The sequence below is a fragment of the Occultella glacieicola genome (assembly GCF_004353825.1).
In the GTDB taxonomy this organism is placed as follows: domain Bacteria; phylum Actinomycetota; class Actinomycetes; order Actinomycetales; family Beutenbergiaceae; genus Occultella; species Occultella glacieicola.
The window spans coordinates 140,499-165,999 of record NZ_SMNA01000010.1 but is presented as its reverse complement, the minus strand read 5'-3'; the positions used below and the strand labels follow the sequence as shown (position 1 = coordinate 165,999).

At 71.5% G+C, this 25,501-nt stretch carries 30 protein-coding genes and 1 other RNA gene; 16 read left to right on the top strand and 15 right to left on the bottom strand.

Translation table 11 applies throughout. From position 1 onward, the window contains the following. Positions 1–117 precede the first annotated feature (117 nt). A complete protein-coding gene (gene nhaA, locus EXU48_RS19235) occupies positions 118–1,461 on the top strand; it encodes a Na+/H+ antiporter NhaA (RefSeq protein ID WP_235857144.1) in 1,344 nt (447 codons plus the stop codon). After that, a complete protein-coding gene (locus EXU48_RS19230; protein WP_133109307.1) occupies positions 1,458–2,297 on the top strand; it encodes an alpha/beta fold hydrolase in 840 nt (279 codons plus the stop codon). Before nhaA ends, EXU48_RS19230 begins: the two co-directional genes overlap by 4 nt. Here the strand turns inward: EXU48_RS19230 and EXU48_RS19225 are convergent. The 3 genes from EXU48_RS19225 to EXU48_RS19210 form a co-directional block, all read right to left on the bottom strand. Beyond that, positions 2,294–2,926: a hypothetical protein gene (locus EXU48_RS19225; protein ID WP_133109306.1), complete on the bottom strand. Its 633-nt coding sequence runs from the start codon at positions 2,924–2,926 to the stop codon at positions 2,294–2,296. The genes EXU48_RS19230 and EXU48_RS19225 overlap by 4 nt on opposite strands. 409 nt (positions 2,927–3,335) lie before the next feature. Beyond that, entirely contained in the window at positions 3,336–4,595 is a 1,260-nt protein-coding gene (locus EXU48_RS19215; RefSeq protein ID WP_133109305.1) for an amidohydrolase, read from the bottom strand. 119 nt (positions 4,596–4,714) lie between these two features. After that, positions 4,715–5,581 (bottom strand): SDR family oxidoreductase, encoded by an 867-nt coding sequence (locus EXU48_RS19210; RefSeq protein WP_235857143.1) that lies wholly within the window; start codon positions 5,579–5,581, stop codon positions 4,715–4,717. A 140-nt stretch (positions 5,582–5,721) separates the two neighbouring features. Here EXU48_RS19210 and EXU48_RS24600 point away from each other — a divergent pair, with 140 nt between their 5' ends. Next, entirely contained in the window at positions 5,722–5,871 is a 150-nt protein-coding gene (locus tag EXU48_RS24600; protein ID WP_165962897.1) for a DUF4175 domain-containing protein, read from the top strand. 55 nt (positions 5,872–5,926) lie between these two features. Here the strand turns inward: EXU48_RS24600 and rnpB are convergent. Next, positions 5,927–6,299: RNase P RNA component class A (gene rnpB, locus EXU48_RS19205), an RNA gene on the bottom strand. Positions 6,300–6,341: 42 nt separating this feature from the next. Between rnpB and EXU48_RS19200 the strand changes: the two genes are divergently transcribed. Further along, positions 6,342–7,118: a YaaA family protein gene (locus EXU48_RS19200; protein ID WP_133109304.1), complete on the top strand. Its 777-nt coding sequence runs from the start codon at positions 6,342–6,344 to the stop codon at positions 7,116–7,118. A gap of 115 nt (positions 7,119–7,233) precedes the next feature. On the opposite strand, the gene EXU48_RS19195 is transcribed toward EXU48_RS19200, so the two are convergent. Further along, positions 7,234–7,791: a dihydrofolate reductase family protein gene (locus EXU48_RS19195; protein WP_133109303.1), complete on the bottom strand. Its 558-nt coding sequence runs from the start codon at positions 7,789–7,791 to the stop codon at positions 7,234–7,236. Positions 7,792–7,939: 148 nt separating this feature from the next. On the opposite strand from EXU48_RS19195, the gene EXU48_RS19190 reads away from it, so the two are divergent. Further along, entirely contained in the window at positions 7,940–8,467 is a 528-nt protein-coding gene (locus EXU48_RS19190; RefSeq protein ID WP_133109302.1) for an RDD family protein, read from the top strand. Positions 8,468–8,541: 74 nt separating this feature from the next. Here the strand turns inward: EXU48_RS19190 and EXU48_RS19185 are convergent, their stop codons facing one another. The 4 genes from EXU48_RS19185 to EXU48_RS19170 form a co-directional block, all read right to left on the bottom strand. Then, positions 8,542–9,219: a histidine phosphatase family protein gene (locus EXU48_RS19185; RefSeq protein WP_235857142.1), complete on the bottom strand. Its 678-nt coding sequence runs from the start codon at positions 9,217–9,219 to the stop codon at positions 8,542–8,544. 27 nt (positions 9,220–9,246) lie between these two features. Next, positions 9,247–9,978: a zinc ribbon domain-containing protein gene (locus EXU48_RS19180; RefSeq protein WP_133109301.1), complete on the bottom strand. Its 732-nt coding sequence runs from the start codon at positions 9,976–9,978 to the stop codon at positions 9,247–9,249. Between the two features lie 32 nt (positions 9,979–10,010). Continuing rightward, positions 10,011–10,529 carry a SixA phosphatase family protein gene (locus EXU48_RS19175; RefSeq protein WP_207947827.1) on the bottom strand — a complete coding sequence of 173 codons (519 nt, stop codon included), beginning with the start codon at positions 10,527–10,529 and terminating at the stop codon, positions 10,011–10,013. A 61-nt stretch (positions 10,530–10,590) separates the two neighbouring features. Next, positions 10,591–11,736 carry a Nif3-like dinuclear metal center hexameric protein gene (locus EXU48_RS19170; protein WP_133109299.1) on the bottom strand — a complete coding sequence of 382 codons (1,146 nt, stop codon included), beginning with the start codon at positions 11,734–11,736 and terminating at the stop codon, positions 10,591–10,593. Positions 11,737–11,952: 216 nt separating this feature from the next. On the opposite strand from EXU48_RS19170, the gene EXU48_RS19165 reads away from it, so the two are divergent. The 7 genes from EXU48_RS19165 (at position 11,953) to EXU48_RS19135 (ending at position 16,805) form a co-directional block, all read left to right on the top strand. Further along, a complete protein-coding gene (locus EXU48_RS19165; protein ID WP_133109298.1) occupies positions 11,953–12,897 on the top strand; it encodes a glutamate ABC transporter substrate-binding protein in 945 nt (314 codons plus the stop codon). Positions 12,898–12,927: 30 nt separating this feature from the next. Next, entirely contained in the window at positions 12,928–13,575 is a 648-nt protein-coding gene (locus EXU48_RS19160; RefSeq protein ID WP_133109297.1) for an amino acid ABC transporter permease, read from the top strand. Then, on the top strand, positions 13,572–14,423 hold the full coding sequence (locus EXU48_RS19155) for an amino acid ABC transporter permease (RefSeq protein WP_133109296.1): 852 nt from the start codon (positions 13,572–13,574) through the stop codon (positions 14,421–14,423). The genes EXU48_RS19160 and EXU48_RS19155 overlap by 4 nt, the downstream gene beginning before the upstream one ends. A gap of 171 nt (positions 14,424–14,594) precedes the next feature. Further along, the gene (locus tag EXU48_RS19150) at positions 14,595–15,299 is read left to right on the top strand and encodes a hypothetical protein (protein WP_133109295.1); all 705 of its coding nucleotides are present in this window, start codon (positions 14,595–14,597) and stop codon (positions 15,297–15,299) included. A 10-nt stretch (positions 15,300–15,309) separates the two neighbouring features. Next, positions 15,310–15,624, top strand: a complete 315-nt coding sequence (locus EXU48_RS19145) for a hypothetical protein (protein WP_133109294.1) — start codon at positions 15,310–15,312, stop codon at positions 15,622–15,624. Between the two features lie 46 nt (positions 15,625–15,670). After that, positions 15,671–16,372 carry a hypothetical protein gene (locus EXU48_RS19140; RefSeq protein ID WP_133109293.1) on the top strand — a complete coding sequence of 234 codons (702 nt, stop codon included), beginning with the start codon at positions 15,671–15,673 and terminating at the stop codon, positions 16,370–16,372. A 1-nt stretch (position 16,373) separates the two neighbouring features. Next, the gene (locus EXU48_RS19135) at positions 16,374–16,805 is read left to right on the top strand and encodes a hypothetical protein (RefSeq protein ID WP_133109292.1); all 432 of its coding nucleotides are present in this window, start codon (positions 16,374–16,376) and stop codon (positions 16,803–16,805) included. Here EXU48_RS19135 and EXU48_RS25180 read toward each other — a convergent pair. Beyond that, complete coding sequence (locus EXU48_RS25180; protein WP_235857141.1) at positions 16,802–17,167, bottom strand: TfoX/Sxy family protein; 366 nt, start codon at positions 17,165–17,167, stop codon at positions 16,802–16,804. The two genes, EXU48_RS19135 and EXU48_RS25180, sit on opposite strands and share 4 nt — an antisense overlap. Positions 17,168–17,321: 154 nt before the next feature. On the opposite strand from EXU48_RS25180, the gene EXU48_RS19125 reads away from it, so the two are divergent. After that, entirely contained in the window at positions 17,322–17,891 is a 570-nt protein-coding gene (locus EXU48_RS19125) for a YdeI/OmpD-associated family protein (protein ID WP_133109290.1), read from the top strand. Positions 17,892–18,006: 115 nt separating this feature from the next. Here EXU48_RS19125 and EXU48_RS19120 read toward each other — a convergent pair whose 3' ends face one another. The 4 genes from EXU48_RS19120 to EXU48_RS19105 all read right to left on the bottom strand — a co-directional run bounded on the left by EXU48_RS19120 (position 18,007) and on the right by EXU48_RS19105 (position 21,188). Then, positions 18,007–18,885 (bottom strand): MOSC domain-containing protein, encoded by an 879-nt coding sequence (locus EXU48_RS19120; protein ID WP_133109289.1) that lies wholly within the window; start codon positions 18,883–18,885, stop codon positions 18,007–18,009. 85 nt (positions 18,886–18,970) lie between these two features. Continuing rightward, on the bottom strand, positions 18,971–19,690 hold the full coding sequence (locus EXU48_RS19115; protein ID WP_133109288.1) for an ABC transporter permease: 720 nt from the start codon (positions 19,688–19,690) through the stop codon (positions 18,971–18,973). Then, entirely contained in the window at positions 19,690–20,478 is a 789-nt protein-coding gene (locus EXU48_RS19110) for an ABC transporter permease (RefSeq protein WP_133109287.1), read from the bottom strand. Before EXU48_RS19110 ends, EXU48_RS19115 begins: the two co-directional genes overlap by 1 nt. Beyond that, positions 20,475–21,188, bottom strand: coding sequence for an ABC transporter ATP-binding protein (locus EXU48_RS19105; protein ID WP_133109286.1), 714 nt, complete (start codon positions 21,186–21,188; stop codon positions 20,475–20,477). The genes EXU48_RS19110 and EXU48_RS19105 overlap by 4 nt, the downstream gene beginning before the upstream one ends. Before the next feature lie 133 nt (positions 21,189–21,321). Here EXU48_RS19105 and EXU48_RS19100 point away from each other — a divergent pair, with 133 nt between their 5' ends. From EXU48_RS19100 to lysS, 3 genes are read left to right on the top strand one after another with little or no spacing between them, the layout of a single operon-like run. After that, on the top strand, positions 21,322–22,194 hold the full coding sequence (locus EXU48_RS19100) for a sensor histidine kinase (RefSeq protein WP_207947826.1): 873 nt from the start codon (positions 21,322–21,324) through the stop codon (positions 22,192–22,194). Further along, positions 22,191–22,874 (top strand): response regulator, encoded by a 684-nt coding sequence (locus EXU48_RS19095; protein ID WP_133109284.1) that lies wholly within the window; start codon positions 22,191–22,193, stop codon positions 22,872–22,874. The genes EXU48_RS19100 and EXU48_RS19095 overlap by 4 nt, the downstream gene beginning before the upstream one ends. Further along, positions 22,867–24,639, top strand: a complete 1,773-nt coding sequence (gene lysS / locus EXU48_RS19090) for a lysine--tRNA ligase (RefSeq protein WP_133109283.1) — start codon at positions 22,867–22,869, stop codon at positions 24,637–24,639. Before EXU48_RS19095 ends, lysS begins: the two co-directional genes overlap by 8 nt. 375 nt (positions 24,640–25,014) lie before the next feature. Here the strand turns inward: lysS and EXU48_RS19085 are convergent, their stop codons facing one another. Beyond that, the gene (locus tag EXU48_RS19085) at positions 25,015–25,491 is read right to left on the bottom strand and encodes a nitroreductase family deazaflavin-dependent oxidoreductase (protein ID WP_133109282.1); all 477 of its coding nucleotides are present in this window, start codon (positions 25,489–25,491) and stop codon (positions 25,015–25,017) included. Positions 25,492–25,501: the final 10 nt, after the last annotated feature.

Sequence of the window (25,501 nt, the reverse complement as noted above, 5' to 3'; positions counted from 1 at the left end):
CGTTCCGGCGGGGGCCTCCGTTCCCCTCGGACTGACGCGCGCCGCATCGATGCGGCGCGCCGCGGGTCGCGCTGCCCGAGCGTCAGTGTTCTTGTGTGCGGTCACGCGGGGTCTACAGTGGTTGCTGGTGTGCCGGGAAGTCTGGTCGGCGAGTGCGTTTGTGCACGGTTCGTTGATCGGGTTGAAGGGACACTTGTGGGTGGAATGACGCATGCCAGGGTGCGGTTGCGTACGTGGATCACGGGAGAAGCAGCCAGCGGGGCCATCTTGCTGGCCGCAGCGATGGTCGCGCTGGTCTGGGCGAACTCGCCATGGCGCGAGGGGTACGCGGAACTCGTCGCGCTGCAGGTCGGCCCCAGCGCGCTGCACTTGGACCTCTCGTTGGGGGCGTGGGCCGCGGACGGCCTGCTCGCTGTGTTCTTCTTCGTCGTGGGCGTCGAACTCAAGCACGAGTTCCGCGCGGGGTCACTCTCGAATCCGCGTGAGGCGGCAGTCCCGATGCTCGCGGCCCTCGGCGGGATGGCCGTGCCGGCGGTGTTCTACGTGCTCGTGGCATCGGTCATGGGTGAGCCCGCTGCGCTGGCGGGGTGGGCGATCCCGACGGCTACTGACATCGCGTTCGCTCTCGCCGTGCTGGCAGTCTTCGGGCGTGGCCTCCCGCTCGCGCTGCGGACCTTCCTGCTGACGTTGGCCGTGGTGGATGACCTGCTGGCGATCGTCGTGATCGCCGTGTTCTACACCGATACCGTGCGCCTCGCCCCGCTCGCGGCCGTCGTGGCGAGCCTGATCGTGTTCCGACTGCTGGTGACCTCACGGTTCGCGCGAGTGTGGTTCTTGATTCCGGTCGCGCTGGTGGCCTGGTGGTTCATGCATGAGTCGGGTGTGCACGCGACGGTTGCGGGTGTCCTCTTGGGCTTCTGCGTCCCGGCCACAGCGGTACATGGTGAACCGGTGCCCCGCACGGTCGCCTACGAGCATCGGGTTCGTCCGATCTCCGCCGGTATCGCCTTGCCGATGTTCGCGTTCTTCTCGGCCGGAGTCACGGTGGTCGGTACCGATGTCGGGGACATTCTGAGTTCACCGATCGTGATCGGCATCGTGGTCGGCCTCGTGGCCGGCAAGGTCATCGGAGTCCTGGGCGTCGCGGCTCTGATCACCCGGTTCACGCGATTCCGACTGCCCCAGGGGATCGGCGTGCGTGATCTGGTGGGCGTCGGATTGTTGACGGGAATCGGGTTCACCGTTGCGCTGCTCGTTGCCGAGTTGTCCTTTCCTGGGGGTGCGGATCTCGCCGGGGCAAAGGTGGCGATCCTGCTCGCTTCGCTCATCGCCGCGGTCCTCGCCGCAATCTCGCTGCGCTGGGATGCGCGCCGCGCGCGGGAGCCTGACATGAACCGCGATGGCGTCGCCGACGACATCGACGCCTTCATCGGCTCGGACGAGGCAGGGGGACGGTCGTGAAGTACATCTACAAGTCGACCGAGGCCGAACACCGCGTGCAGGCCTGGTGTGAGCAACGCATCGAGAGTTGGTCGCACCCGCACCAGCGCGAGACCCGCGAGACGAAGGCGGGCCGGACGCATCTCCTGAGTGCCGGCAGCGACGGGCCGACCGTCGTGTTCCTACCCGGCACGAACTTCTGTGCGGCCTCCATGCTCGACGAGATCGAGTTCCTCGCTCGGACCTCCAGGGTCATCGTCCCCGACATCCCCGGGCAACCCGGGCTGAGCCACCCGTTCCGGATCGACAGCGCACCACTGTTCTTCCTCGGCGCGTGGCTGAGCGAGCTGCTGGGCGAACTCGCAACGCCGGTGGTCGTGGTGGGCCACTCCCTCGGTGGCGGAATCGCCCTGGCCGCTGATTCGCCGCACATCGCCGGGCGGGTCCTGATCTCACCCGCGGGCCTGGTCCGCCTTCGGGTGCCGATGGCTCTCGTGTGGGCGAGCCTGCGCTGGATGCTCAGCCCGAACACCGTGACCACTCGGACGCTCCTGGCGCACATGAGTGCGCCCGGAGCAGCAGTCGATGAGGTGCTCATCTCCTGGATGACCTTGGTGGGTGCGAACAGCCACACGTCGCTGGCGCCGCACGCGCTGCCCCGGGACGTGTTGGAACACGTTGTAGGAACGCCGATCCAGATCGCCGCGGGCCGGTACGACCCGTTCCTCCCACCGGAGCACCTCCGCAGAGAGGGCGTCGGACTGCCCCCTGCCATGGCCGTGCCGGATGTCGGGCACCTCCTGACCACGGCCACGACTCGGCTCGTCGCAGCGTGGGTAGGCGGCCTGACGCCCTAGTTCGCGGCGCGCCGGCTCAGCTGCAGGCCGACCAGGAACCAGGCGAGACCGGCCTGCCCCTCGGTGGCGATCCAGGTGATGACGGTGGCGGCCGTCCCTCCCACGGCCAGGCCGAGGCCAACCCCGGCGAGGAGCAGCGGCAGGCCGCAGACCAGCGGTACCCCGACGAGGCGCGGCACGGCTCCGGACCGCAGGCAGGCGATGCCGAGCACGGTCGCGCCCACGTACATCAGGTGCGCCAGCGACCAGGCCGGGATGCCGACCACCGCCACGGCCGCCGCGGCCTGTCCGGGCAGCAACGGGCCGACCAGGTTCACGAGATAGCCCAGGACCGTGGCCAGCAGGCCGAAGCGGACCAGGCCGATGCCCCAAGCACCGAGTCGGCCCAGCAGGGTCCGGTAGCGGCGGCGGAACCCGCCGAACCCGACCAGGACGCACGCGATGGCGATCAGGCCGGCCACGTTCGAGACCGTGTAGGCCGCTGTGCCGGACGGCTCGCCGGCAAAGTACCCGGCGGCGGCGAACACGGCCGCGCCCGCCATCATCGCCGCGCCGGCGAACCGGGTCCGCGGCACGGCCAGGCCAGCTGCGGTTGTTCTCGTGGTGAGCGTGGGCGGGGTCTGCATCATGACCGGTCTCCTGCCGAGAAGTGGCGCGGTCCGCCGTCCGGCGATCCCTGCGTCCCATGCTGCCGGGGTCGCGGCGCGGCCCCCTCCCCCGGCCGGGCCGGAGATCTCCCCCGAGCGAGGGAGCTCGCGGCGAGCGAGCCTCGTGAGCGGAGAGTCATGGCTGCAGACGGTAGCCGACCCCCGCCTCGGTGATCAGGTGCCGGGGCCGCGCAGGATCGGGCTCGAGCTTCCAGGGCAACGAAGGCCAGGTCAGCCACAGCGAACTCCAGGTCGGCCTGCGACGCGCCGACGGGCACGTCGAGCGGTCCGGACGACCGCCGTCATCCATTCAGCACCCGGAAAAGGGCCCGGGCGGCTTTCCTGCCGGACGACGCCTAGCTGCGGCTGACCGCGACGACCTCCCTGGACCTCACAGCGGGGCCGGGTCGAGCCAGGTGGTGGCGGCGGTGATCAGCGCCTCCACCCCGGTGGTCAGGGTCGGCTCGATCTCCGGCGCGAAGAACGGTGAGTGGTTACCGGGCAGTTCGTCGATGCGGCCCTGCGCGAACGCAGCCAGCGTCGACTCCGTCTCCAGACCGCCCCAGAACCAGAACACCGTCGGCACGCCGATCGCCTCGCCGAAGACGCCGACGTCCTCGCTGGCGTTCACCTGAGGCATCCGCATCACCCGCTGCCCGCCGAACCGCTCCACGAACGCCGCGACCGTGGTCTCGGTGGCATCGGGATCACTCACCAGCGCAGGCGCCGCGGCGAACCAGGTGAACTCCGGGGGCTTCGGCGCGCCAGAGGTCTGTGCCTCCCCGGTCACGACCCTCTCGATCGCCGCGCGGACCAGGTCGCGTACCGCCGGGCTGAACGCGCGGATGTTGATGCCCAGTTCGGCGACGTCCGGGATGACGTTGTCCTTGGCACCCGCCTGCAGCCGCCCTACCGTGACCACCGCCGACTCGGCCGGCGGCACTTCACGAGCGACGATGCCCTGGAGCCGGGTGACGACGTTCGCGGCCATCAGGACCGGATCGATCGTCGATTCCGGGCGGGAGCCGTGCCCGCCGCGCCCGTGCAGTGTGACGTTCACCGAGTCCGCGGAGGCCATCACCGGACCGACGCCGTACCCGAGGATCCCGGCCGGCAGCGGAGCCACGTGCTGACCGAGCACGATGCCGGGCCTCGGGAACCGCTCGAACAACCCGTCCGCGATCATGTCGCGGGCCCCGGTGGCGAGTTCCTCCGCGGGCTGGAATACCACCAGTACCGTGCCGCGCCAGTGCTCGCGGCCCTGGGCCAGCAGGGTGGCGGCGGCCGCCAGGCTCGCGGCGTGCATGTCGTGCCCGCAGGCGTGCATCACCGGAACCTGGACGCCGTCACCGTCTCGGGCTCGCACCGTGCTGGCGTAGGGGAGCCCGGTCTTCTCCTGCACCGGCAGCGCGTCGATGTCGGCCCGGAGCATCACCACCGGGCCCTCGCCGCTGCGTACCACGCCGACCACGCCGGTGCCGCCCACCCCCTCGACGACCTCGTCGAACCCGGCATCACGCAGGCGCTGCGCCAACAGGCCGGCGGTCCTGGTCTCCTGGTCGGACAGCTCGGGATGGGTGTGCAGGTCCCGATAGAACGCGGCGAAGTCCTCGCGGATCTGCGCCCAACCAGCCAGCACCGATGTGGCCATGTGGTCTCCCTCCGAAGGTCACCACGCTATCGGCGGGCTGCGGTGCCGCGCCAGGTTCCGCGGCCGCCCCCGTTACCCGAGCGCGCCGCGGCCGTACTGCCCCGGAGTTGATGCCTTCCTCAGAAGACCGCCCTGCCACCGGTCACGCCGAGCACGGTGCCGCTGACGTAGCTGGCCTCGTCGGAGGCCAGGAACACGAACGCTGCGGCCACCTCCACCGGCTGCCCGGGCCGCCCGAGCGGGGTATCGGTCCCGAAGTCCTGCACCTTCGCGGCGTCGAACGTACTCGGGATCAGCGGCGTCCAGATCGGACCAGGGGCCACCGCGTTCACCCGGATCCCCTTCGGTCCGAGCTCGGCGGCCAGGTTGACCATCAGATTGTTCAGCGCGGCCTTCGTGGCCGCGTAGTCCAGCAAGGGCTCCGACGGGTCGAAGGCCTGGATCGAGGTCGTGAAGATGACGCTCGAACCCGGGCCCAGATGCGGCACCAGCGCCTTGGTCAGCCAGAACGACGCGAACACGTTGGTCTCGAACACCTGCTCCAGCTGGCCACTCGGGAAGTCCGTGATCCCGCCGGTGTGCGCCATCTGAAAGCCGGCGTTGTTGACCAGGACGTCCACCCCACCCAGCGCGTCCACCGCCGCGGCCGCCAGCTCGAGGTTGGCCTGCTCGGTCCGCAGATCGGTCGCGACCAGCACGCACTCCTTGCCGACGGCGTGCACCGCGGCCCTGGTCTCCTCGGCATCCACCTGTTCCTCGGGCAGATACGCGACCGCGACGTCGGCTCCCTCCTTCGCGAACGCGATCGCCGTGGCCCGTCCGATCCCGGAGTCGCCACCGGTGATCAGCGCCCTCTTGCCGACCAGGCGTTCCCGCCCGGTGTAGCCGTCCTCGCCGTGATCGGGCCGCGGGTCCATCTCCGAGGTCCTGCCGGGCCATGACTGCTGCTGGGCGGGCACGTTCTGGGGCCTCACATCGGGACTCATACCCATCATCGTCATCCGGTTGCCGACCGGGCGCATCCGCAGCGGTCCGCTCAGTAGGCCGCGCACGGCTCGGGATGCGGCACGTTGCCGGAAGCGCCATGCTGGCCATTCCGCAAAGGGGGACTACGAAAGGACAGACCATGTCACTCTGGCTCGTGCTCATCATCCTCGGCGTCGTCCTCGCCATCATCGGCTTCGCCGGCGTCGGGCAGATCCTGATCTGGATCGGCGTCGCAGTCCTCGTCATCGGACTGATCCTGTCCTTCGTCAGCAGGCGCAACCGCGTCTGAGGCGCGTCGCAGACGCTGCTCCGGCCGCGATCGCAGCATCGCGGCCGGAGGGTGGTGGATGAGCCGGCCGATACGCCGGGTTCTGTCCCGCACCGCGCACGGCCCGGGGGCGGCCATCCATCTACGACGTACGTTGCCGCACGCCTCCAGCGACCTACCCGGAAGCTCGGGCGAGCAGCCCTCGAGCGCTTCCTGTCTGGTCTTGCTCCGGGTGGGGTTTACCTAGCCGCTTCGGTCACCCGATGCGCTGGTGGTCTCTTACACCACCGTTTCACCCTTACCGCACCGGCGAACCGGTGTGGCGGTCTGTTCTCTGTGGCACTGTCCCGCGGGTCACCCCGGGTGGGCGTTACCCACCACCCTGCCCTATGGAGCCCGGACGTTCCTCGGCACGGATCACTCCGTGACGCGACCGCCTGGCCGACTCATCCAGGTCCGAGTCTAGCCGCCGGGCCGCCTACCCTGGGTCCGTGCTCATCCTCCTTCCCCCGTCCGAGGGCAAGACCGGCCCCCGGCGCGGCTCCCCCGTGGACCTCACGGCCCTCAGCCACCCCGAACTGACCGACCGGCGCGAGCGGCTGCTCGAGCTGGTCATCGATGCCAGCGCCCGCCCGGACGCGGCCCGCGTCCTCGACGTGCCACCGACCCTCACGGCCGAGATCGCGCACAACACCACGCTCCGGACCGCCCACGCGGCGCCCGCATCGAAGGTCTACACGGGCGTCCTGTACGCGGCCGCGGGTCTGGACGGGCTCACCGGGACGGCGCGACGGCGGGCGAACAGTTCCGTACGGATCGTGTCCGGCCTGTGGGGGGTGCTCGCCCCCACGGACCGCATCCCGGCCTACCGGACGTCCATCTGCGCGAAGCTGCCCGGAGTCGGCGAACTCACCCAGTACTGGGCGCCCGCCCTCCGGGAGAGCCTCGGCAGGGACTGGGGCGTGGTGATCGACGCGCGGTCCTCCAGCTACCTGCCGACCTGGCGGCCGCCGTCGGGCCTGCCCTGGTTCACGGTGCGGGTGGTGCAGATCCGTGACGGCAAGCCCTCCGTGGTCTCCCACTTCGCCAAGCACACCCGCGGGGTCCTCACCCACCACCTGCTGACCCGCCCCGGCGCTCCGCCGCGCACCCCCGCGCAGGTGCTCGCCGCGGCCCAAGAGCTGATCCCGACCGTGCTCCGCGAGGCGAGCCTGCTCCCCCGCACCGGCCGCACCGGCCCGGACACCCTCGAACTCGTCCTGGCGTGACCCGGCTCGGCGGGCACCACGGGGCGGCGCGCGAGCACCTTCCAGCCGACCGAGAGCCCCGTGGCGCGCTTGTTGGCCGCCGAGGCGCGCGGTCGGCGGATCGTCAGCGAGGCGTTCAGCGGGTCCGGTAGTGCGCGTAGATCAGGCCGGTCGAGAACGAACGCTGCTCGACCAGGTCGAGGTCGAGGCGCACGCCGTCGGGAAAGAAGCGCTTGCCGCCGCCGACCACGCTCGTGGTGATGAACAGGTGGTAGTCGTCCACGAGGCCGGCCGCGATCGCCTGGGCGGCGAGGTTCGGGCCGTCGACGCTGAGGTCGTGGTCCGACTCCGCCTTGAGCCGGCGCACCGCCTCGGGGTCGAAGGTCCGCTCGATCCGGGTCCTCGCGCTGGACACCGACTCCAGCGTCGTGGAGTAGACGACCTTCTCCGCCGCCTGCCAGTCCCGGGCGTACTGGAGGATGTGCGGCGGCACGTCGGGCTGGGCGTGCGCGGTCTCCCAGAAGACCATCGTCTCGTACATCCGGCGGCCGTACAGGAACGTGCCGACGTCCCGGAAGCGGTCCCCGATGAAGGTGTGCACCTCCGCGTCCTCGGCCCCGGTCCCGAGATCACCCTCGGCGGCCTCCGCATACCCGTCGAGCGACGTGATCATCGAGTAGATGAGCTTGCCCATGCGCGTCTCCTTCGAGTGAGGTGAGACCATCGACTCACCACAAGCGAATGTACTCGCCGCCTCGAAGGTGAGTCAAGCAACTCACCTCACGAGAATCGTCCTTCCGGTTGAGCCGCACCGAGGGCGCCCCTTGTTAGCGTGGGCTGTCATGAACCCACTGGCGGGCAGGCGCGGCAAGGCGTACTTCCTGGATTGCGTGGGCTACCTGGGCATCGCCGCGGCCACCGTGCCGTTCGGCCTGGTCGCCCGCAGCGCCGGGTGGGGCCAGGAGCAGGCCGTGGTGTTCGCGATGAGCGCCGTGCCACCGATCCTCGCGACCGTGCTCGCCGCGCGGCGGGAGTCCGGGCCCGCCGGTGCCACCTGGGGCAAGCGACGGTTCGCCCTGCGGGTGCGCACCGCCGACGGCGGACCGGTACCGTTCGGGCGGGCCCTGCTGCGCAACACCCTGAAGATCGCGATCCCGTGGCAGCTCGGGCACGCGGTCGCGATCGGGGCGGCGTTCGGGGGCTACGACGACGGCGACCCGGCCACGATCGCCGCGACGGTCCTGACCTACCCGGTCATCGGCGTGATGATCGCCGGGGTGCTGGTCGGGCAGGGCCGGACGTACTACGACCGGATCGCGGGCAGCACCGTGTCCGCCGTCCAGCCTGACCGCCTTCCGGTGAGCGAGTAGGTTCCCGGCGACCGAGCCCGCCACAGAGGGCTCGGTCGAGGCGAACCGGCTCGGTCGTCCCGAGACCTGCCCGACTAGTCGAGCAACCCCGCCACCAGCACCTTGGCCATCCCGTCCGGATACACCTGGATCACGCTCACCGACCCCGACTGCAGCCGCAGCCGCCACCAGGCGCCGGGCGGGGCGAGCAGGCACTGCCCGATCACGCTGCGGATCGTGACGGCGTGCGCGGCCACCACCACGGTGGACCCGGCGTGCTCGGCGACCAGGTCCAGCAGCAGGGCGTGGGTGCGCTCACCGACTCCGGCGATCGACTCCCCGCCCGGCGGAACCGTGGTGCCGGTGGTGTGCCAGGCGTCGAGCTCACCGGGCCAGCGCTCGTCGATCTCCGCCTCCTTGAGACCCTCCCACTGCCCGAAATGGCACTCCTTGGCGCGGTCGTCGACGATCGCGGACAGCCCGAAGTGGTCCCCGATGATCCTCGCGGTCTCCTCGGCGCGCACCAGCGGCGAGGTGATCAGGGTGGTGGGCGGGGGCACGTCGTCGAACAGGTCACCGCCGAGCCGACCCAGGATCGTGGCCGCCCGCAGCGCCTCGGCCCGGCCGGCCTCGCTCAGCGGCGGCCCCGGCACCCCGGATCCGGAGTAGGCACCGGTGGGCGTCATCGGGGTCTCGCCGTGCCGGACCAGGGCCACCGTGACCGGTTCGCCCTCCCCTGTGACCCCTCGGCCTGCGACGTCCGCGTGCATCATCGACTCCCTCGTCAGCGGCGGTGCGGGTCAGGAGACCCGCACCAGGATGTAGCCGTAGTCCTCGGACCGAATGACCTCCTCCGGCGCCGCGTCCCGGATGGCCGCACGTTCGGTCAGGCTGAGCGTGAGCTGCACGCCCTCGGTGCTCTCGCCGCGGATGGCGACGGCGGCGAGTCCCCCGGTCTGGGACCGGACTCGCTCGTAGAGCGCGAGCAGGTTCGCGTCGAGTCCCTCGACGGCGGCGGCCCGGTCCGCCTGTGCCGCCGCGATGGCCTCGTCGAGCTGGGCGAACGCCGCGTCCCGCTCGCCCTCGATCCGCTGGGCGTCGGCCCGCAGTGCCTCGGCCTGATCGGTGATCGCGTTGATCTCACCCTCGGCGGCCTCGAGCCGCTCCATCACCTCGAGCTCGATCTCCTCGAGCGCCTCCTTGCGCCGGTGCAGGGACTCGAGCTCGTGCGCCATGGCCTGCAGGTCCTTCGCGGACCCGGAGCCACTGTCCAGGCGTTGCTGGTCCCGCGCGGCCCGGTTGGCGACCTGCTCCACGTCGGTTTCGGCCTTGACCAGTTCACGCCGGGTGTCGCTGACCACCACGGCGGTCTCCGCGCGGACCCGCTCCAGGTCCTGGGCCCGGGTGGAGAACTCCGCCAGCGTGGCCAGGCTCGGGTGGGACCGGCGCTGGTGGGCCAGTTGGGCCAGGCGGGTGTCGATGGCCTGCACGTCCAGCAGACGTTGCTGGTCGGCGACGGGGGCGGTGCTCACAGATGACCTCCGGTATTCGAGTGACGCCCAGCCTAATCGTCGTCGGTGCCGTAGTGCCCGCGGGGCACCTCGAACGTCTCCACCCAGGTGTCGCCCGAGGCGACCTCCTCCCAGCCGCCACCGAAACGCAGGACCGCGACGCCCGCCGTCGGGAACTTCTCGGCGATCCGCTCGGTGACCTCCGACGGCTGCGCGACGTCCAGCACGAACTCCGCGAGCGTCGGCTCGTGCCCGATCAGCAGGGCGGTCCGCGCGGAGTCCGGAAGGCCGCGGACGAGCCGGATCACGTCGTCGGGGTCCGCGCCGTAGAGACCTCCGTCGTGGCGCACGTCCGGGCACCGGGCGCCGCCCTTCTCGGCGCGCAGCCACGTCATCCGGGCGCGGGTCGCGGTCGAGCAGAGCACCACGTCGAGGTCGTACCGCGCGAGCACCCGGCCGACCGCGAGTCCGTCGCGCAGCCCGCGCGCGGCCAGCGGCCTCAGGTGGTCGGGCTCGCCGGTGTCCCAGGCCGACTTCGCATGCCGCAGGACGATCAGGGTCCGCTCAGTCATCGGCTCACCTCTCCGCATCGACAGGTGCAGCCATCAAACACCCCGCGCGCCCGTGCGTCCATCAGTGCCCATGGGTGTCCGCGACCTGCGCGACTTGGTCGGTCCACGGATCGGTGACGCGCGTGCTGACGTGCGTGGCGAGCCCGGTGTCGGCGGTCAGGTCCGCGGCGGCGCCGGGCAGCCACGGCCACTCGCTGGCCCAGTGCGCCACGTCGAGCAGCGCCGGTGCGCCCGGCTCGGCGAGCGCCTCGCCGGCGCGGTGGTGGCGCAGGTCCGCGGTCACGTACACGTCGGCCCCGGCGGCCGCAGCGGCGCCGAGGTAGGCGTCCCCGCTGCCGCCACTGACGGCGACCCGCCGCACCACCGACCCGGGTGCGCCGGCCACCCGGACGCCGTGCGCCGTCGCCGGCAGCGCCCGGGCGACCGTCTGCGCGAAGTCCGCGAGCGTGGTCGCCTCGGCGAGGTCGCCGACCCGGCCGCTGCCGGTGGGGCCCGACGGCGTGCGCGTGGGCAGGAACGAGAACGCCGGCTCCTCGTAGGGGTGCGCCGCCCGGAGCGCGGCGAGCACACGCTCGCGCGCACCGGTGGGCACCACCATCTCGAGGCGGGTCTCGTCGAGACGTTCGTGGGCGCCGACCTGCCCGACGGCCGGACTCGCCCCGGGTCTGGGCGTGAACTCACCCGTCCCGGTCACCGACCAGGCGCAGCCCTCGTAGTCCCCGATCGCCCCGGCTCCGGCGCCCGCGAGTGCGCGCCGGAGGTCCTCGGCCACGTCGAGGGGCGCGTAGCTGACGAGCAGGTCCAGGCCCGGCGCGGGGGCGGGCACGAGCGGGCGGGCGCCGGTCAGGCCGAGGGCCGCGGCGAGGGCCTCGTTGACGCCGCCGGCGGCGATGTCGGCGTTCGTGTGGGCGACGTACAGGGCGATCCCGGCGCGGATCAGCCGGTGCACCACGCGGCCCTTCGCGTCGGTCGCGGCCACCGACGTGACGCCGCGCAGGTACAGCGGGTGGTGGGTGACGAGCAGGTCCACGCCGCGCTCGAGCGCCTCCTCCACCACGGCCTCGACCGGGTCGATCGCGAACAGCACCGTGCGGATCCGGGCGTCCGGATCGCCGACCACCAGCCCGACGGCGTCCCAGTCCTCCGCCGTCGACGGCGGGTAGCGCTTCTCGAGGGCAGCGACCACGTCCGAGAGTGCCAGGTCCATGGAGGCGAACCTACCGCCCGGCGACCCACCCGCCGCCGAGAGTGACGAAGTGGCGACCACTTCCGCACCCTCACCGCGGCTCGCCCGCCGTCTCACGGGCTGGGCGGGCCGGTCACGGGCGCTCGCCCGGCACCCGCTCCGGTGGAATGCTGGCGGGCGCGCCCCTGTGTAGCCTTCCTACGCATATCGCTGGGGCGACCACCATCCGGAGGCATCATGAGAATCCCATCGACCACCCGGCGCGGCCTCACCACGGTCGCCGCCCTCTCCCTGGCCGCGGCCGCGCTCGTCGCCTGCAGCCCGGAGGAGGAGGGCGCCGACGGCGGATCCGGCGACGACACGTCCGCCTACCAGCAGCTCCTCGACAACGGCATCGTCGCCGACGACGCCACCGTCGAGGCCAACGAATGGGCCTCTGCCGTGCGCGAGGCCGGGGTGCTCACCGTCGGCGGCACCGAGACCTCGGAGCTCTTCTCGCTGCTCGACCCGACCACCGGCGTGGCCACCGGGTTCGACGCCGCGCTGTCCCAGCTGCTGTCCCGGTACATCCTCGGCGAGGTGAACACCGACCTGCAGCAGGTCACGGTGGACACCCGCGAGGACCTGCTCGAGACCGGCGCCGTGGACACCATCTTCGCGACCTACTCGATCACGCCCGAGCGCGCCGAGCGGGTCGCGTTCGCCGGTCCGTACTACTCCTCCCAGAGCGGCATCCTGGTGCGCAGCGACAACACCGAGATCACGGGCCTGGACGACCTCGACGGCGCCACCGTCGCCACCCAGGCCGCCTCCACCGGGGTGACCGTGCTCGAGGAGTTCGCGCCGGGTGCGACCATCCTGGAGCTGCCGGACCACGCCCAGGCGCTGGCCGCCGTCCAGCAGGGCAACGCGGACGCCTATGTGATCGACCAGAGCCTGCTGCTCAACGCCGTCGTCACCAACGACGACGTGCAGATCGTCGGTGAGCCGTTCGGCCCCGGTGACAACTACGGCATCGGGCTGCCGAAGGACTCCGACGCCCAGGAGTTCGTCAACGACTGGCTGCAGCAGGTCATCGACGACGGCACCTGGGCCGAGCTGTGGCAGATCACCATCGGTGACCGCGCCGACATCGACACCGCCCCCGAGCCCCCGGAGATCGGTTCCGTCGAGGGTTCCTGACCTCCCCCGTGTGAGCCGGAGGAGACGGGCGTGCAGATCATCCTGACCGAGTACCTCGGCACGCTGGCGCGTGGTCTGGGGACGACGGCGGTGCTTACCGCGGTCGCGTTCGTCGCCTCCGTAGTGCTCGGGTTGATCCTGGCCACGTTCCGGATCAGCCCGATCCCGCCGCTGCGGGTGGCGGGCGCGGTGTACGTGGAGATCTTCCGGAACGTGCCGCTGGTGAGCCTGCTGATCGTGGTGGTCTACGGGCTGCCGGAGATCAACCTCAACCCCGGTTTCGTGCCCGGGGTGATCATCGCGATGACCCTGGTCGGCACGGCGTTCGCGTGTGAGACCTTCCGCACCGGCATCAACGCCATCGGCGCCGGGCAGGTCGAGGCGGCCCGCTCGATCGGGCTGACCTTCGGCGGCATCGTCCGCGACCTGATCCTGCCGCAGGCGACCCGCACCGTGATCGGGCCGACCGTGACCCTGTTCATCGGGATCCTGCTCAGTTCCTCGCTGGCCACCGTGGTGGGCGTGCGGGACCTGACCGGCACGGTCTCCTACATCAACAACCGGGAGGCGCTCGGGATCACCACGTTCCTCGTCGCGGCGGTGCTGTACGCGGCCATCTCCCTCGGCGCGGCCGCCCTCGGGGCGCGCCTGGAGACGCGGCTGCGGGTGCTGCGATGAGCATGCAGCACGCGTTGTTCGACACCGCCGGGCCGAGGGCGCGCCGGCGGATCGCGATCGTCACGGTGATCTCGCTCGTGGGCATCGTCGGCCTGTTCGCGCTCGCCTACTACCAGTTCTACTCCAGCGGCCAGCTGGCGCCGTCGAAATGGCGGGAACTGTGGCAGCCGGCCACGATCCGCTACCTGGGTCGCGCCCTCGCGAACACCGGGCTGGCCGCGCTCGGTGCGGCCGCGATCGGGCTGCCGCTCGGGCTGCTGCTGGCGGTCGGGCGGTTGTCCCGCAGCGCCTGGTTCCGGTGGCCGGCGACGGCGGTGATCGAGGCGTTCCGGGCCGTGCCGGTCCTCCTGATCATCTACATCTTCATGTTCGCCCTGCCCCAGTACGGCATCAACCCGGACGTCTACTGGAAGCTGGTGATCCCGATCGGGCTGTGCGCGGCGGCCACCCTGGCCGAGGTGTTCCGGGCCGGTGTGCTCGCGCTGCCGCGGGGGCAGGGCGAGGCCGCGGCCGCCGTCGGGATGACCGGGCCGCAGGCGTTCCGGCTGGTGATCTTCCCGCAGGCGCTACGGGTGGTCATCCCGGCCCTGGTGGCGCAGGCGGTCATCGTGGTCAAGGACACCGCGTTCGGGTATGTGGTCAGCTACAGCGAGCTGATGCAGAGCGGGCGGGTCCTGGTCGCCAACACCGGGGACCTGATCCAGACCTACCTCGTGATCACCGTCATCTACGTGATCCTGAACATCATCATCTCCAGGCTGGCGCAGCGCCTGGACCGGGTGCTCGCCGCCAAACGCGGGGGTCGGAAGTACACGGCGCTGATCCCGGGGCGCTCGGCGATCCAGTAGATCCGGTCCGTGAGCCCACGGGGCCGATGGGGAGGTCGACCCATTCCGCCCGGGGCTCGGCACCGATATCGTCACGGACGTCACGCCCGTCGCTGATCGAACAGGGGATTGAACGGCATGCCCAACGAGGACCTGGAACGACTCGCGGATATTCGCGATTCCATGGATCGGATGAGTCAACGGATCGAAGCCTCCCAGGGGCGGCTCGACGTGGCCGAAGGCAGGGACCGGGCCGAGGTGGTCACCGTCCGGCTCGACGGCGAGGGCCGGTTCCGCGACGTCGCGGTCCTGGAGGCGTGGTCGGATGAGTACGAGGCCGAGGAACTCGGCACCGCCGTCGTGGAGGCGTTCGTCGCGGCGAGCCTGAGCCGGACCGAGCAGTGGGGCAGCGCGCTCAAGGACCTGGACGAGGAGCCGGAGCCGCGCACCCGCCCGCTGCCTCCGCGGCACGAGCAGTACGCCTCCCGGCTCGAGGAGTTGGTCGGCGAGTCCTCGATCGACGGCGTGGCGGCCACCCGCGGCCTCATCGACCAGCTCGAGTCGCTGCAGCAGGCGATCGATCTGGCCGTGACGGCGGTCGAGAGCCGCAGCCAGGCCCGCTCGGTCGGCCAGGACCGCCAGCGGGGCGTGGAGGTCATCGTGGACGGCTCCGGTGGCCTGGTCCAGGTGATCGTCGACCCCGACTTCGCCGACCGCTCGCACGCGTTCAACATCTCCCGGGCCCTGACCGAGGCCATCACGAACGGGCTCGCCGCGGCGGCCAGCGAATCGGCCACCGCGCTGTCCGCCGTCGACGACCTCAACGCGTTCGCCGCGCGCGTACAGGACCCGCAGACCATGGCCGCCATCCTCAAGCCCGACGTCTTCCACAGCTAGGAGTCACACCATGACCGATCTCGAAGTCGCCCTGGAGAACCTCGCCGCGGACACCACCAAGTGGGCGGAGGCCGCCAGCGGGATGACCACCATGTCCACGGACCTGGCCGGGATGACGCTCGGCGAGCTGGCCTTCACCGGCAACGACCTCGCGGCCGCGCAGGCCTACGAGGAGGTCCGGGCCCACGTGGCCGCGCTGGCCTCGTCCGGGGCCGAGGAACTCAACGCCACCGTCTCGACGCTGCAGACCATCCACGCCGACTACCTGGCGAACGAGGAGGCAGCGGCGGCCAAGTACCGATCGATGTGGACCCTCGACGGCTGACCGCCGTACCCGACCGATTGCAGACACACCAGGAAGGCACAATCCCATGCACCTGATCGACGAGATCATCCGACTGATCCAGCAGGTCCAGCAGAAGTGGCAGTCGTTCGTCGACGCCGTGAACCGCGTGCTGTCCTTCGTCCCCGCCGCCCTGCGCTGGGTCCTCGACCAGATCGACCGGGCCTGGCAGCAGGTCATCCAGATGTGGGACGACTTCTGGGCCGGCGTCAACCGGATCATCGAGAGCTTCGGCGACCCGGCCGGTGTCTCCACCCAGAGCGAGAACTGGATCAGCAAGGTCGCGACGCCGTCCGGCTCGATCGCCTCGACCGTCACCGCCGGCCAACTGGCCACCGACGACGACTCGTGGGTGGGTGATGCGGCCACCAAGTACAAGAACCGGGCCACCGAGCAACACGCCACGATCGCGGCGATCGGTGAGGCGATCGCCACCAAGGTCGTCGCCGCACTGGACGCCCTACGGACCGCGATGTTCGTGTTCTACGGCGCCATCATCGGGGCCTTCGCCGCGCTGATCGCCGGCATCGTCGGCGGCCTGGCCTCGTCAGCCACGATCGTCGGCATCCCGGCCGGCGTGTTCATCATCATCGCGGCCGGCGGGGTCGCGGTCGCCGCGATCCTCGCCGCCGGCTGGAACCTGGGCAACACGATCCAGACCCAGGCGAACAACATGCGCCTGTCGATCACGGGCGCGAGCGTGACGCGCTGGCCGGAGTTCGTGGTCTGACGTGATCTCACCCCGCGCGGCCGGGATCGCGTTCGCGATCCTCGGGATCGCCTTCGCCGGCGCCATGCTCGGACTGAATGCCCTGTTCGGTGCCACCACCGAACCGAACGAGCTCGTCAGCATCGTCACCGCGACCATCGCCATCGTCTCGGCGGTGGCCGCGGTGCTGCTGCTCATCGTGCTCGGTGGTGGGCCCCGACCGACCAGCAGCGGGCTGGTGCTCGTGGTGACCGGCATCCAGGTGGCCGCTGCCGTGGTCGGCGCGGTCGTCCTCGTCCTCGCACAGGTGCAGGGTGCGACGACCGTCTTCATCGGCGCGCTCACCGTGGTCGGGAGCACGATCCTCGTCGGCCTGACCGCGTCCTGGACCCGTAAGGCGATGGCGCGTAACCGCGGCGCTCAGTCGGGACAGGTGCCGCCGGGACCCCGCTAGGCCCCGGTTCCGCCGTCGCGTCCGGTCACGGCCCGGTTGTGGTCCAGCGCGATGTCGAGCCAGGCGGACAGGTCCGCCACGGACTCGAGGGTCGCGGCCGAGACGGTGACCCACCCCGGGCCCATCGTCCGCCCGGTTCCCATCTCGGCCTGCTCGGCCCCGGGCCGGGCGAGCAGCTCGTCGTGTCGCTCGGCCGGTACCCGCACGAGCAGGTCCCCGGACCGGTGCGCGCTCACCACCATCGACTCAGCCACCATGAAGGCCCGGCCGCCGAACATCGACACCTCGCGGGTCGACGGTTCGCCCACGAGCAGTTCGCGGACGCGCTGGACCAGGTCGGCCTGCGCCTGCGTCGGAATCACCGAGCACCCCCATCGACGGGCCACTGCACGTAGCGATCCCGCCCAGAGTAGGACACCCCGAGCGGACCGGTCAGGATCGAAGAAGCGCGGGACCGAGCGCCGGACGTAGCCTGAATGGGTTCCAGGTGCGGACCGAGAGGAAGCGGTGAGACCGATGACAGCGCAGGAGACGGCGCACGGCGCCAACGACACGGACAGTTCCCACAATGTCGTCTTCGAGGCCCCCGTCGAGACCATCGGCGACCGCGAACTCGTCCGACTGCCCGGCGAGGCGAGCGCCCGACTCCCGTCCCGTGGCCAGGTGGCCGCGCGGGTGCGGCTGAACGGCTCTGCCGTTGCCGCCGTCGTGGAGCCGGATGGCCGGCGTGGACACTGGCTCGCGATCGACACCGGGCACGGTCTCGAGGCCGGCGACGTCGTCAATGTCGAGATCGAGCCGACCAAGGACTGGCCCGAGCCCGAGATCCCCGACGATCTGGGGTCGGCGCTCGGCGAGGCGACGGACATTGCCGGCGTCTGGGCGGACATCACCCCGATGGCGCGCTGGGAGTGGGTCCGGTGGGTCAATGCCACGAGGAATCCGCAGACCCGCGAGCGCCGGGTCGAGGTCAGCATCTCCAAGCTCCGATCCGGCAAACGCCGCCCGTGCTGCTTCGACCTGTCCTCCTGCACCGACCCGGAACTGTCCACGAGCGGCAAACTGGTGGACCCGGACCAGACGTAGGACCGGTGCGACACGTTGCGCCACTGACCCGCCCCACGGGTCACCGACGCGGCACCGTTCCAGCGTTGCGCCACTGACCCGCCCTACGGGTCAGTGGCGCAACACACGAACGTGGTCAGGCTCGGCGGCCCGGGAGGACCGCGTCCCCGACGCGCAGCTCGCCGACGCCGAGGGGCACCAGTCGGGTGCCGAACCAGGTCTTGCGGTCCCAGCGGCGGTGTCGGGCCAGGGTGCGGATCGGCTCCTTGCCACCGGCGAGGGTGACCGGGTCGATCGTCGTCATCACGCACCGGTCGCAGATCTCGGAGGTCCGGAACTCGAGGTCGCCGATCCGCACGGTCGGCCAGTCGTCTTCCGCGAACGGCGCCTCGCCGTCGATGACGAGGTTCGGGCGGAACCGGATCATGCTCAGCGGGGCGCCCACTCGCGCGGGTCCGCCGACACCCGGACCGCTCAGGTCGTTCGGGTCGAGACCGGCCGGGTCGGGGTCGCCGACCTCGGCGTCGATCCAGTCCTGCAGTTGCGCGAGCGAGGCCTCGGACGTCAATAGCAGCGGGCCGGCGTCCGCCAGCGTGAGCGAGTCCCCGGGGTGCCCGCCGTGCTCCTCATCGATCGAGCGCACCGTCGGGTCCTCCTGCCAGACGAGCCGCACGGGCCGGCCCACGCGGGCACTGACCCAGTCGCTGGCGCAGTCCCGCGCCGGCACGGCGAGTCCCTGCCGGGCATGGCTGACCGGTACCGGGGCGAACCCGCGCGGGGTGGGCACGACGATGCTCCCGGAGTCCGCGTGGATCCTGATCGCGTCGGCTCCGATCACCTCGGCGCGCAGCCCGAGCAGGGCGCGCAGTTCGCGGGCCGTGACCTTCTTCCCGGCTTCGTCGACGATGCCCCAGCGCCGGTCCCCGGCCAGGCCCCACGGTTCGACCTGGGCGTCGGTCACCGCCTGGCCGCCCAGGGACTTCACCGGGTAGACGCGCAACTGAGTGACCCGCATGCGCCGATCCTCCCCCATCGCGTGCCCCGATCGCCACGGTCGCGCCGGCCGTCCCAGGGGTTGCGCCGCTGACCCGTCCGGCGGGTCAGGGGTCGAGGCGGATGAACCTGACGGCCGCGAGCGTCCCGATCGCGGCGATCCAGGCGAGCGCCCCCAACGGCCCGGTCGCCGTGGTCAACAGCGCGTCCGTGTCGGCGTACAACTGCGACGCGGCTCGGTCCGGCAGCCAGCGTGCATGCTCGGTGAGGCCGGCCGACAACGGCGAGATGACCACGATCAGGGCAAGTGTCGCGACCAACGCTGGCACCAGCTGCCGCAACGCCACGGCGACGACGTGGGCGAGCAGGCCGATGATGGTGAGGTAGCCGACTGCACCGGCCAGGCGCCACGGGGCGGTTGCGCTCGTCAGCGTCACCTCGGCGACGCCGGCCGCGATCACGCCGGTCGTGAGCGCCGCGCCGACGCTCAGCGCCGTACCGAGGCCAACGACGGCGGTCGCCGCCATGGTCTTGCCCGCCAGCGCGCGCGCACGGTCGGGCATCGCGACGAGCGTCGTGGCAATCTGGCGCCCGTCGTACTCCTGTCCCGCCGGCAACACACCGAGCACGATGATCGGCACCTGCACGAATGGGACCGCGGCGAGAACGATTTCGACGACGGAGGCCGGCGTCCCCGCCGCGGCTGCGGACGCGACCAGTGCGCCGGCTATCACGACGCCGGTGAGGACGGCTCCGACGATGGCGAACCCGATCGCCGGCAACGTCCGGAGCTTGTCCAGCTCCGCGGCCAGGCCCCTTGTGCCCATCAGGCGTCCCGGCGCCGGAAGACCACCGCGGCCACGATCAGGAACACCACGGTCCAGGCAGCCATGACGAGCGCACCGGGGCCGGCGGCCAACCCGCCGTCGACCGTGTCCATGCCGGCGAACAACCGACGGCCGGCCAGGTCGGGCAACCAGTGCGCCAGCGGGGTGAGGTTGGTCAGCAGCAAGGAGACCGACACCACCGAGTTGTTCGCGATCAGCACGATCGGCGCGATCAGCCCGCTGCGGGTCAGCAGGGTGACCGCGGCGGCGATGAGTCCGGTGAGCGCCCAGTAGAGGGCTCCGCCGAGCCCGCGCAGCAGCGCCTGCTCGGGCGTCACCGTCTCGGTCGCGGCGCCACCGATGACCGCGTTCGCGATCCCCACGGTGGTCGGCAACGTGACGGCGGCGACGGCGATCACGAGCAGGACGAGCACCGTCACCTTCGCGGCGAGCAGGCTCATCCGGCGTGGCATCGCGGTCAGCGTGGCCGTGATCTGCCGTCCACCGCCGGCGTCGGCGGCGTTCGCGGCGTACTCGCTGCTGATCATGACGACGCCGAGGACCACCGCACCGACGGTGCCGAGCGGCATCGCGGCGAACGCGGCCTCGAACGCCGACGTGTTCGCCACCCGCTCCGGCGTGCCGGCGTCGATCGCGGACCGGGTCGTCACGGCGTTGAGCACCGTGAGCGCGATCGAGCCGAGCACCGCGACGCCGATGCCCGCCCAGGCTGCCGGCAGCGTCACGGTCTTGCGCAGTTCCGCCGCGAGCAGGCCGGTCACGCTCATCGGCGCGCTCCCCCGTCGCCACTGGTGAGCGCGAAGAACGCGTCCTCGAGCCGGTCGTACCCGGCGGTGAGCTCGGCGAGGGTCCCGGCCGCCACGATCCGCCCGCCCGCGATGACCACGAGGTCGTCCGCGACGTCGGCGACCTCGGACATCAGGTGGCTGGACAGCAGCACCGTCCCTCCCGCGGCGGCCTGGTCACGCAGGAGGCCGCGCATCCAACGGATGCCCTCCGGGTCCAGCCCGTTGACGGGCTCGTCGAGGACGAGCGCCTGCGGTTCGCCGAGCAGCGCCGCCGCGAGCCCGAGCCGCTGTCCCATGCCCAGCGAGAGCCGGCCGACCCGGACCCTGGCGGAGGACGCGAGCCCGACCTGGTCCAGCACCTCGCCGACCCGGCGGCGGTCGATGCCGTTGCTGCGGGCCAGCCAGGCCAGATGGTCGCGCGCCGTCCGGGCGCGGTGCGCCCCCGAGCCGTCGAGCATCGACCCGACCGTGCGGAGCGGGTCGCGCAGGCTCCGGTACGGACGGCCGCCGACCAGGGCGGTTCCGCCGTCGGGCCGGTCGAGCCCGAGCAGGATCCGCAGCGTGGAGGACTTCCCGGCACCGTTGGCGCCCAGGAACGCGGTCACGCGGCCCGGGTGGGCCTCGAAGCCGACGTGATCGAGCACGGTCCGGGTGCCGTGACGTTTGACGAGCTGATCGATGAGGAGCATGCCGACCATCCGATCGTGAGCGCGCCCGGCCGACATCGGCCCCGGGTCCGAACCTGGCCGGTGGGCGTGCCACCCGGGTCCCTCAGACCCGGGTCCGATGTGCGACCGCGACGGGGAATCTAGACTCGGCCGGGTGCCCAAGACCGACCGCCCCGTGCTGCGCTCGCGCGTCTGGCTGGTCGCCGGTGGCCTGATCGTGGCGCTGGCGCTCGTGCTCTCGACGGTCGGCGTCGATCCGCCGTTCGGCGCGATGGCGGTCCTGCTGGGTGCCGCCGTGTTCGCCGCCGCCGTGCTGGGCTGGGCCCTGTGGCGAGCCCGGCAGGAGCGACGCGCCTTCGAGGACGAACTAACCGCGTGGGCCGCCGAACGCGCCGCCCAGGCCGAGCGCCTGCGGATCGCCCGCGACCTGCACGATCTGGCCTCCCATGGGCTCGGCCTGGTCACCGTCCGCGCCGCCGCTGCCCGCACCGTCACCGGTCCGGCCGCGGCGACCGAACGGGCCGCCGCGCTGGCGGACATCGAACGGACCGCCCGGGCTGCCACGACCGAGCTGCGCCGGATGCTCTCGGTGTTGCGCACGCCCGGAGAGGGCGCGCCGCTACGGCCCGCGGAGGCCCTCGCCGACCTGCCGCGGATCGTGGCCGCGGCCCGGGCCGGCGGGGTCGAGGCCGTGCTCGAGGTCACCGACCTCGGCGAGGTCTCGGCCGGAACCCAGCTGACCGTGTGCGCGATCGTGCGCGAGGGCCTGACGAACACCGTCCGGCATGCCGGCCCGACGGCGGTGCGCGTTCAGGTCGCGCGCGCCGGCGACGACGTGCTCGCCACGATCACCGACGACGGCCCGGCTCCCGGGTGGGCGCCGCACGCCGGCGCCGGGGCGGGGATCGCGGGCCTGCGCGAGCGCGTCGACGCCCTCCGTGGCACCCTGCTCGGTGAGCGCGTCGGCGACGGCTACCGGCTGACCGCCCGGCTGCCCGAGCGCCCCGGGCCGGCAGGCACACCGTGACCGGGCCGGTACAGGTTCTCGTCGTCGACGACCAGCCGCTGATCCGGCACAGCCTGCGGCTCATCGTCGATGGCGCTCCGGACCTGACCGTCGTCGGCGAGGCAGGCACCGGCGCCGGTGCCCTCGAACGGACTCGCGAGTTGCGCCCGGACATCGTGCTCATGGACCTCCGGATGCCCGACGGTGACGGCATCGAGGCGACCCGCCGCATCGCCGCCGACCCCGTGCTCGACCGCACCCGGGTGCTGGTGCTGACCATGTTCGAGCTCGACGAGTACGTCCACGCGGCCCTGGGCGCCGGCGCGAGCGGGTTCCTCCTCAAGGACGCCGAACCGGCCCGGCTCGTCGACGCGATCAGGCGCACCCACGCCGGCGAGTCACTCTTCGCGCCGACCGTCCTGGCCCGGCTCGTCGAGAACTACCTGAGCCGGTCGGCACCCACGAGCACGCCGGCATCGCTCACCGGCCGGGAGGCGCAGGTGCTCACCCTCGTCGGCCGCGGCCTTTCCAACACCGAGATCACCCGGGCCCTCACGATCTCCATGGGCACGGTCAAGACGCACATCGGCAGCCTGCTGTCCAAGCTGCACGCCCGCGACCGCGCCCAGCTCGTCATCGCCGCGTACGAGCACGGCCTGGTCGGCGCCTGCGTGCGGCCTAGACTTCACGATCGTGACTGAGGCGCACTACGACGACTGGGTATCCCGACTCGCGGACGAGGCCATCGAGGCCGCCGAGAAGCTGGGCACGCCAGTCGTCTGTGCCTCCGGCATCTCGCCGTCCGGTCCGGTGCACCTGGGCAACCTGCGTGAGGTCATGACGCCGCACCTCGTGGCCGACGAGATCCGCCGTCGCGGTGTCGAGGTCGAGCACATCATCAGCTGGGACGACTTCGACCGCTACCGCAAGGTGCCCGCCGTCGAGGGGGTCGACGAGTCGTACGCCCAACACATCGGCAAGCCGCTGACGGCGGTGCCCGCGCCGAAGGGCTCACCGCACGACTCCTGGGCCGCGCACTTCCGCGCGGAGATCGAGGACGGCCTGGCCCAGCTCGGCATCACCTACCGCGGCATCAGCCAGACCGAGCAGTACACCTCGGGCGCCTACGTCGAGCACGTGCTGTTCGCGATGTCGCAGCGCGCGGAGATCGACAGGGTGCTTGCCCAGTACCGCACGCTTCCCGGGCAGAGCGGTGAGAAGCAGAAGGGCCGGCAGAAGAAACTCTCCGAGGACGACGTGGCCGCGGCTGCAGCGGCCGTCGAGGGCTCCGGCGCCGCGTTCGAGGACGACGGCTCGGCCGGCTCCGACTACTACCCGTACAAGCCGTACTGCTCCTCCTGCGGCACCGACTTCACGGCGGTGACCTCCTACGACGACGCGTCCACCGAGATGACCTACACCTGCCGTTGTGGTCACACCGAGACCGTGCTGCTCCGCGAGCACCGCCGGGGCAAACTCGTGTGGAAGGTCGACTGGCCGATGCGCTGGGCGTACGAAAAGGTCACCTTCGAACCATCGGGCGTCGACCACCAGAGCCCCGGCTCGTCCTACGCCGTCGGCAAGGAGATCGCGCCGCTCTTCGGCTGGGAGCGCCCGCTCGGCCCGATGTACGCGTTCGTCGGCATCCGCGGGATGGCCAAGATGTCCTCCTCGCGCGGTGGTGTGCCCACGCCGGTCGAGGCGCTGCGGTTCATGGAGGCCCCGCTGTTGCGTTGGCTCTATGCGCGCAAGCGTCCCAACCAGGCGTTCGACGTGGCGCTCGACGCCGAGATCCAGCGCATGTACGACGAGTGGGACTCGTTGGTGCGCAAGGTTTCCGGCGACTCGGCGCAGCCCGGCGACCTCGCGGCGCACGCTCGCGCGGTGTCGGTGGCCGCCGGTGAACTGCCGATGACGCCGCACCCGCTGCCCTATCGCACGATCGCGTCGGTCGTGGACATCACCACCGGCGACGACGAGCAGACCCTGCGCATCCTGAGGTCCCTCGACCCGACCGACCCGGTGTCCTCCCTCGACGAGCTGCGCCCGCGCCTCGACCGCGCGAGCGCGTGGGTCGAGACGCAGATGGCGCCCGAGGACCGGACGGTCGTGCGCGCGTCTCCCGATGCCGAGGCGCTCGCCGCGCTGACCGACGCACAACGTGAGGGGCTGCGAATCCTGTTGGACGGCAAGGGTTCGGAGCTCCCCGCGATCGACGACGCGTGGTCGCTCGACGGGCTGACCCACCAGGTCTACGGCGTGCCCAAGGTGCAGGCCGGCCGGGCCGCCGACTTCAAGCCCGACCGCAGGACCGACCCCGAGACGGCGGCCGCACTGGGTGCCGCGCAGCGTCAGTTCTTCAAGCTCCTCTACCACCTGTTGATCGGCAAGGACACCGGGCCGCGGCTGCCCACGCTGCTGCTGGCAGTGGGGGCCGACCGCGTCCGCACCCTGCTCACGCCTTGACCCGGGGCGCTCGCGACGAGCTGAGCAATTCGCTCGCGTTGCCGGAGCCGGGTGATCAGTTCCGCACAAGCGCGCCAGCTCTCGCCGGTCGATGGGTCGAGCCCTGGCGTGACGGAATGCTGGGCCCACAACGATCCCTTGAACTACCTAACCTCGCCCCAGTTTGGCGTGTTTGGAGAATTGCTTGAGAGGTTCCGATGCAGTCGTTCAACCCGCTGGCGCGGACTCTGGGAACCGTGCCCGGGTCCCTGGCCGGCAGCTCAGCCGGATCGGCATCGGCCGAGGGCGCGAGGAACTCTACGCGAACCAACTCCCAGAACTACTGACCGAATCCTCGCGGGCCGGGCGGCCGAGTCCGACTGAGACGATGGTGGTTCAGCGCGGCGAGAGGACGACGACGGGCGTGTGCGGGCGCGCCGCGACGTATCTGCGGACCTCGCCCCACCCGCTGTGGTCGTCGAACCGGGCCAGGAGCCGGTCCCTCTCGGCGCCGGTGGCCTCGCGACCCCGCACACGCGCGATGCCGTCGACCGTGTCCACCTCGACCTCGGGGTTGGCCCGCAGGTTCAGCCACCACGCAGGGTGGCTCGGTGCCCAGCCGTTCATCGCGAGGGTGACGAGGTCGGGGCGGTCGGCACCGTCGGGATGGTCGAGGAAGTAGCAGATCATGACGGCCCGTGGCTCACCGGTGCGGCGGCCGACGGTGCGCAGCCGGAGGATGCCGGCCTTGCGTCCGTCGACCGGTCGGGTCAGGCCGAGGCGGGTGACCCGGTACAGCAGTTTGTGCCCGGCCCAGGCGGACCGGATGAACCATCGTGGCGGCAGCGGGGGTGCCGGGTTCTGGATCGACATGACATACGCC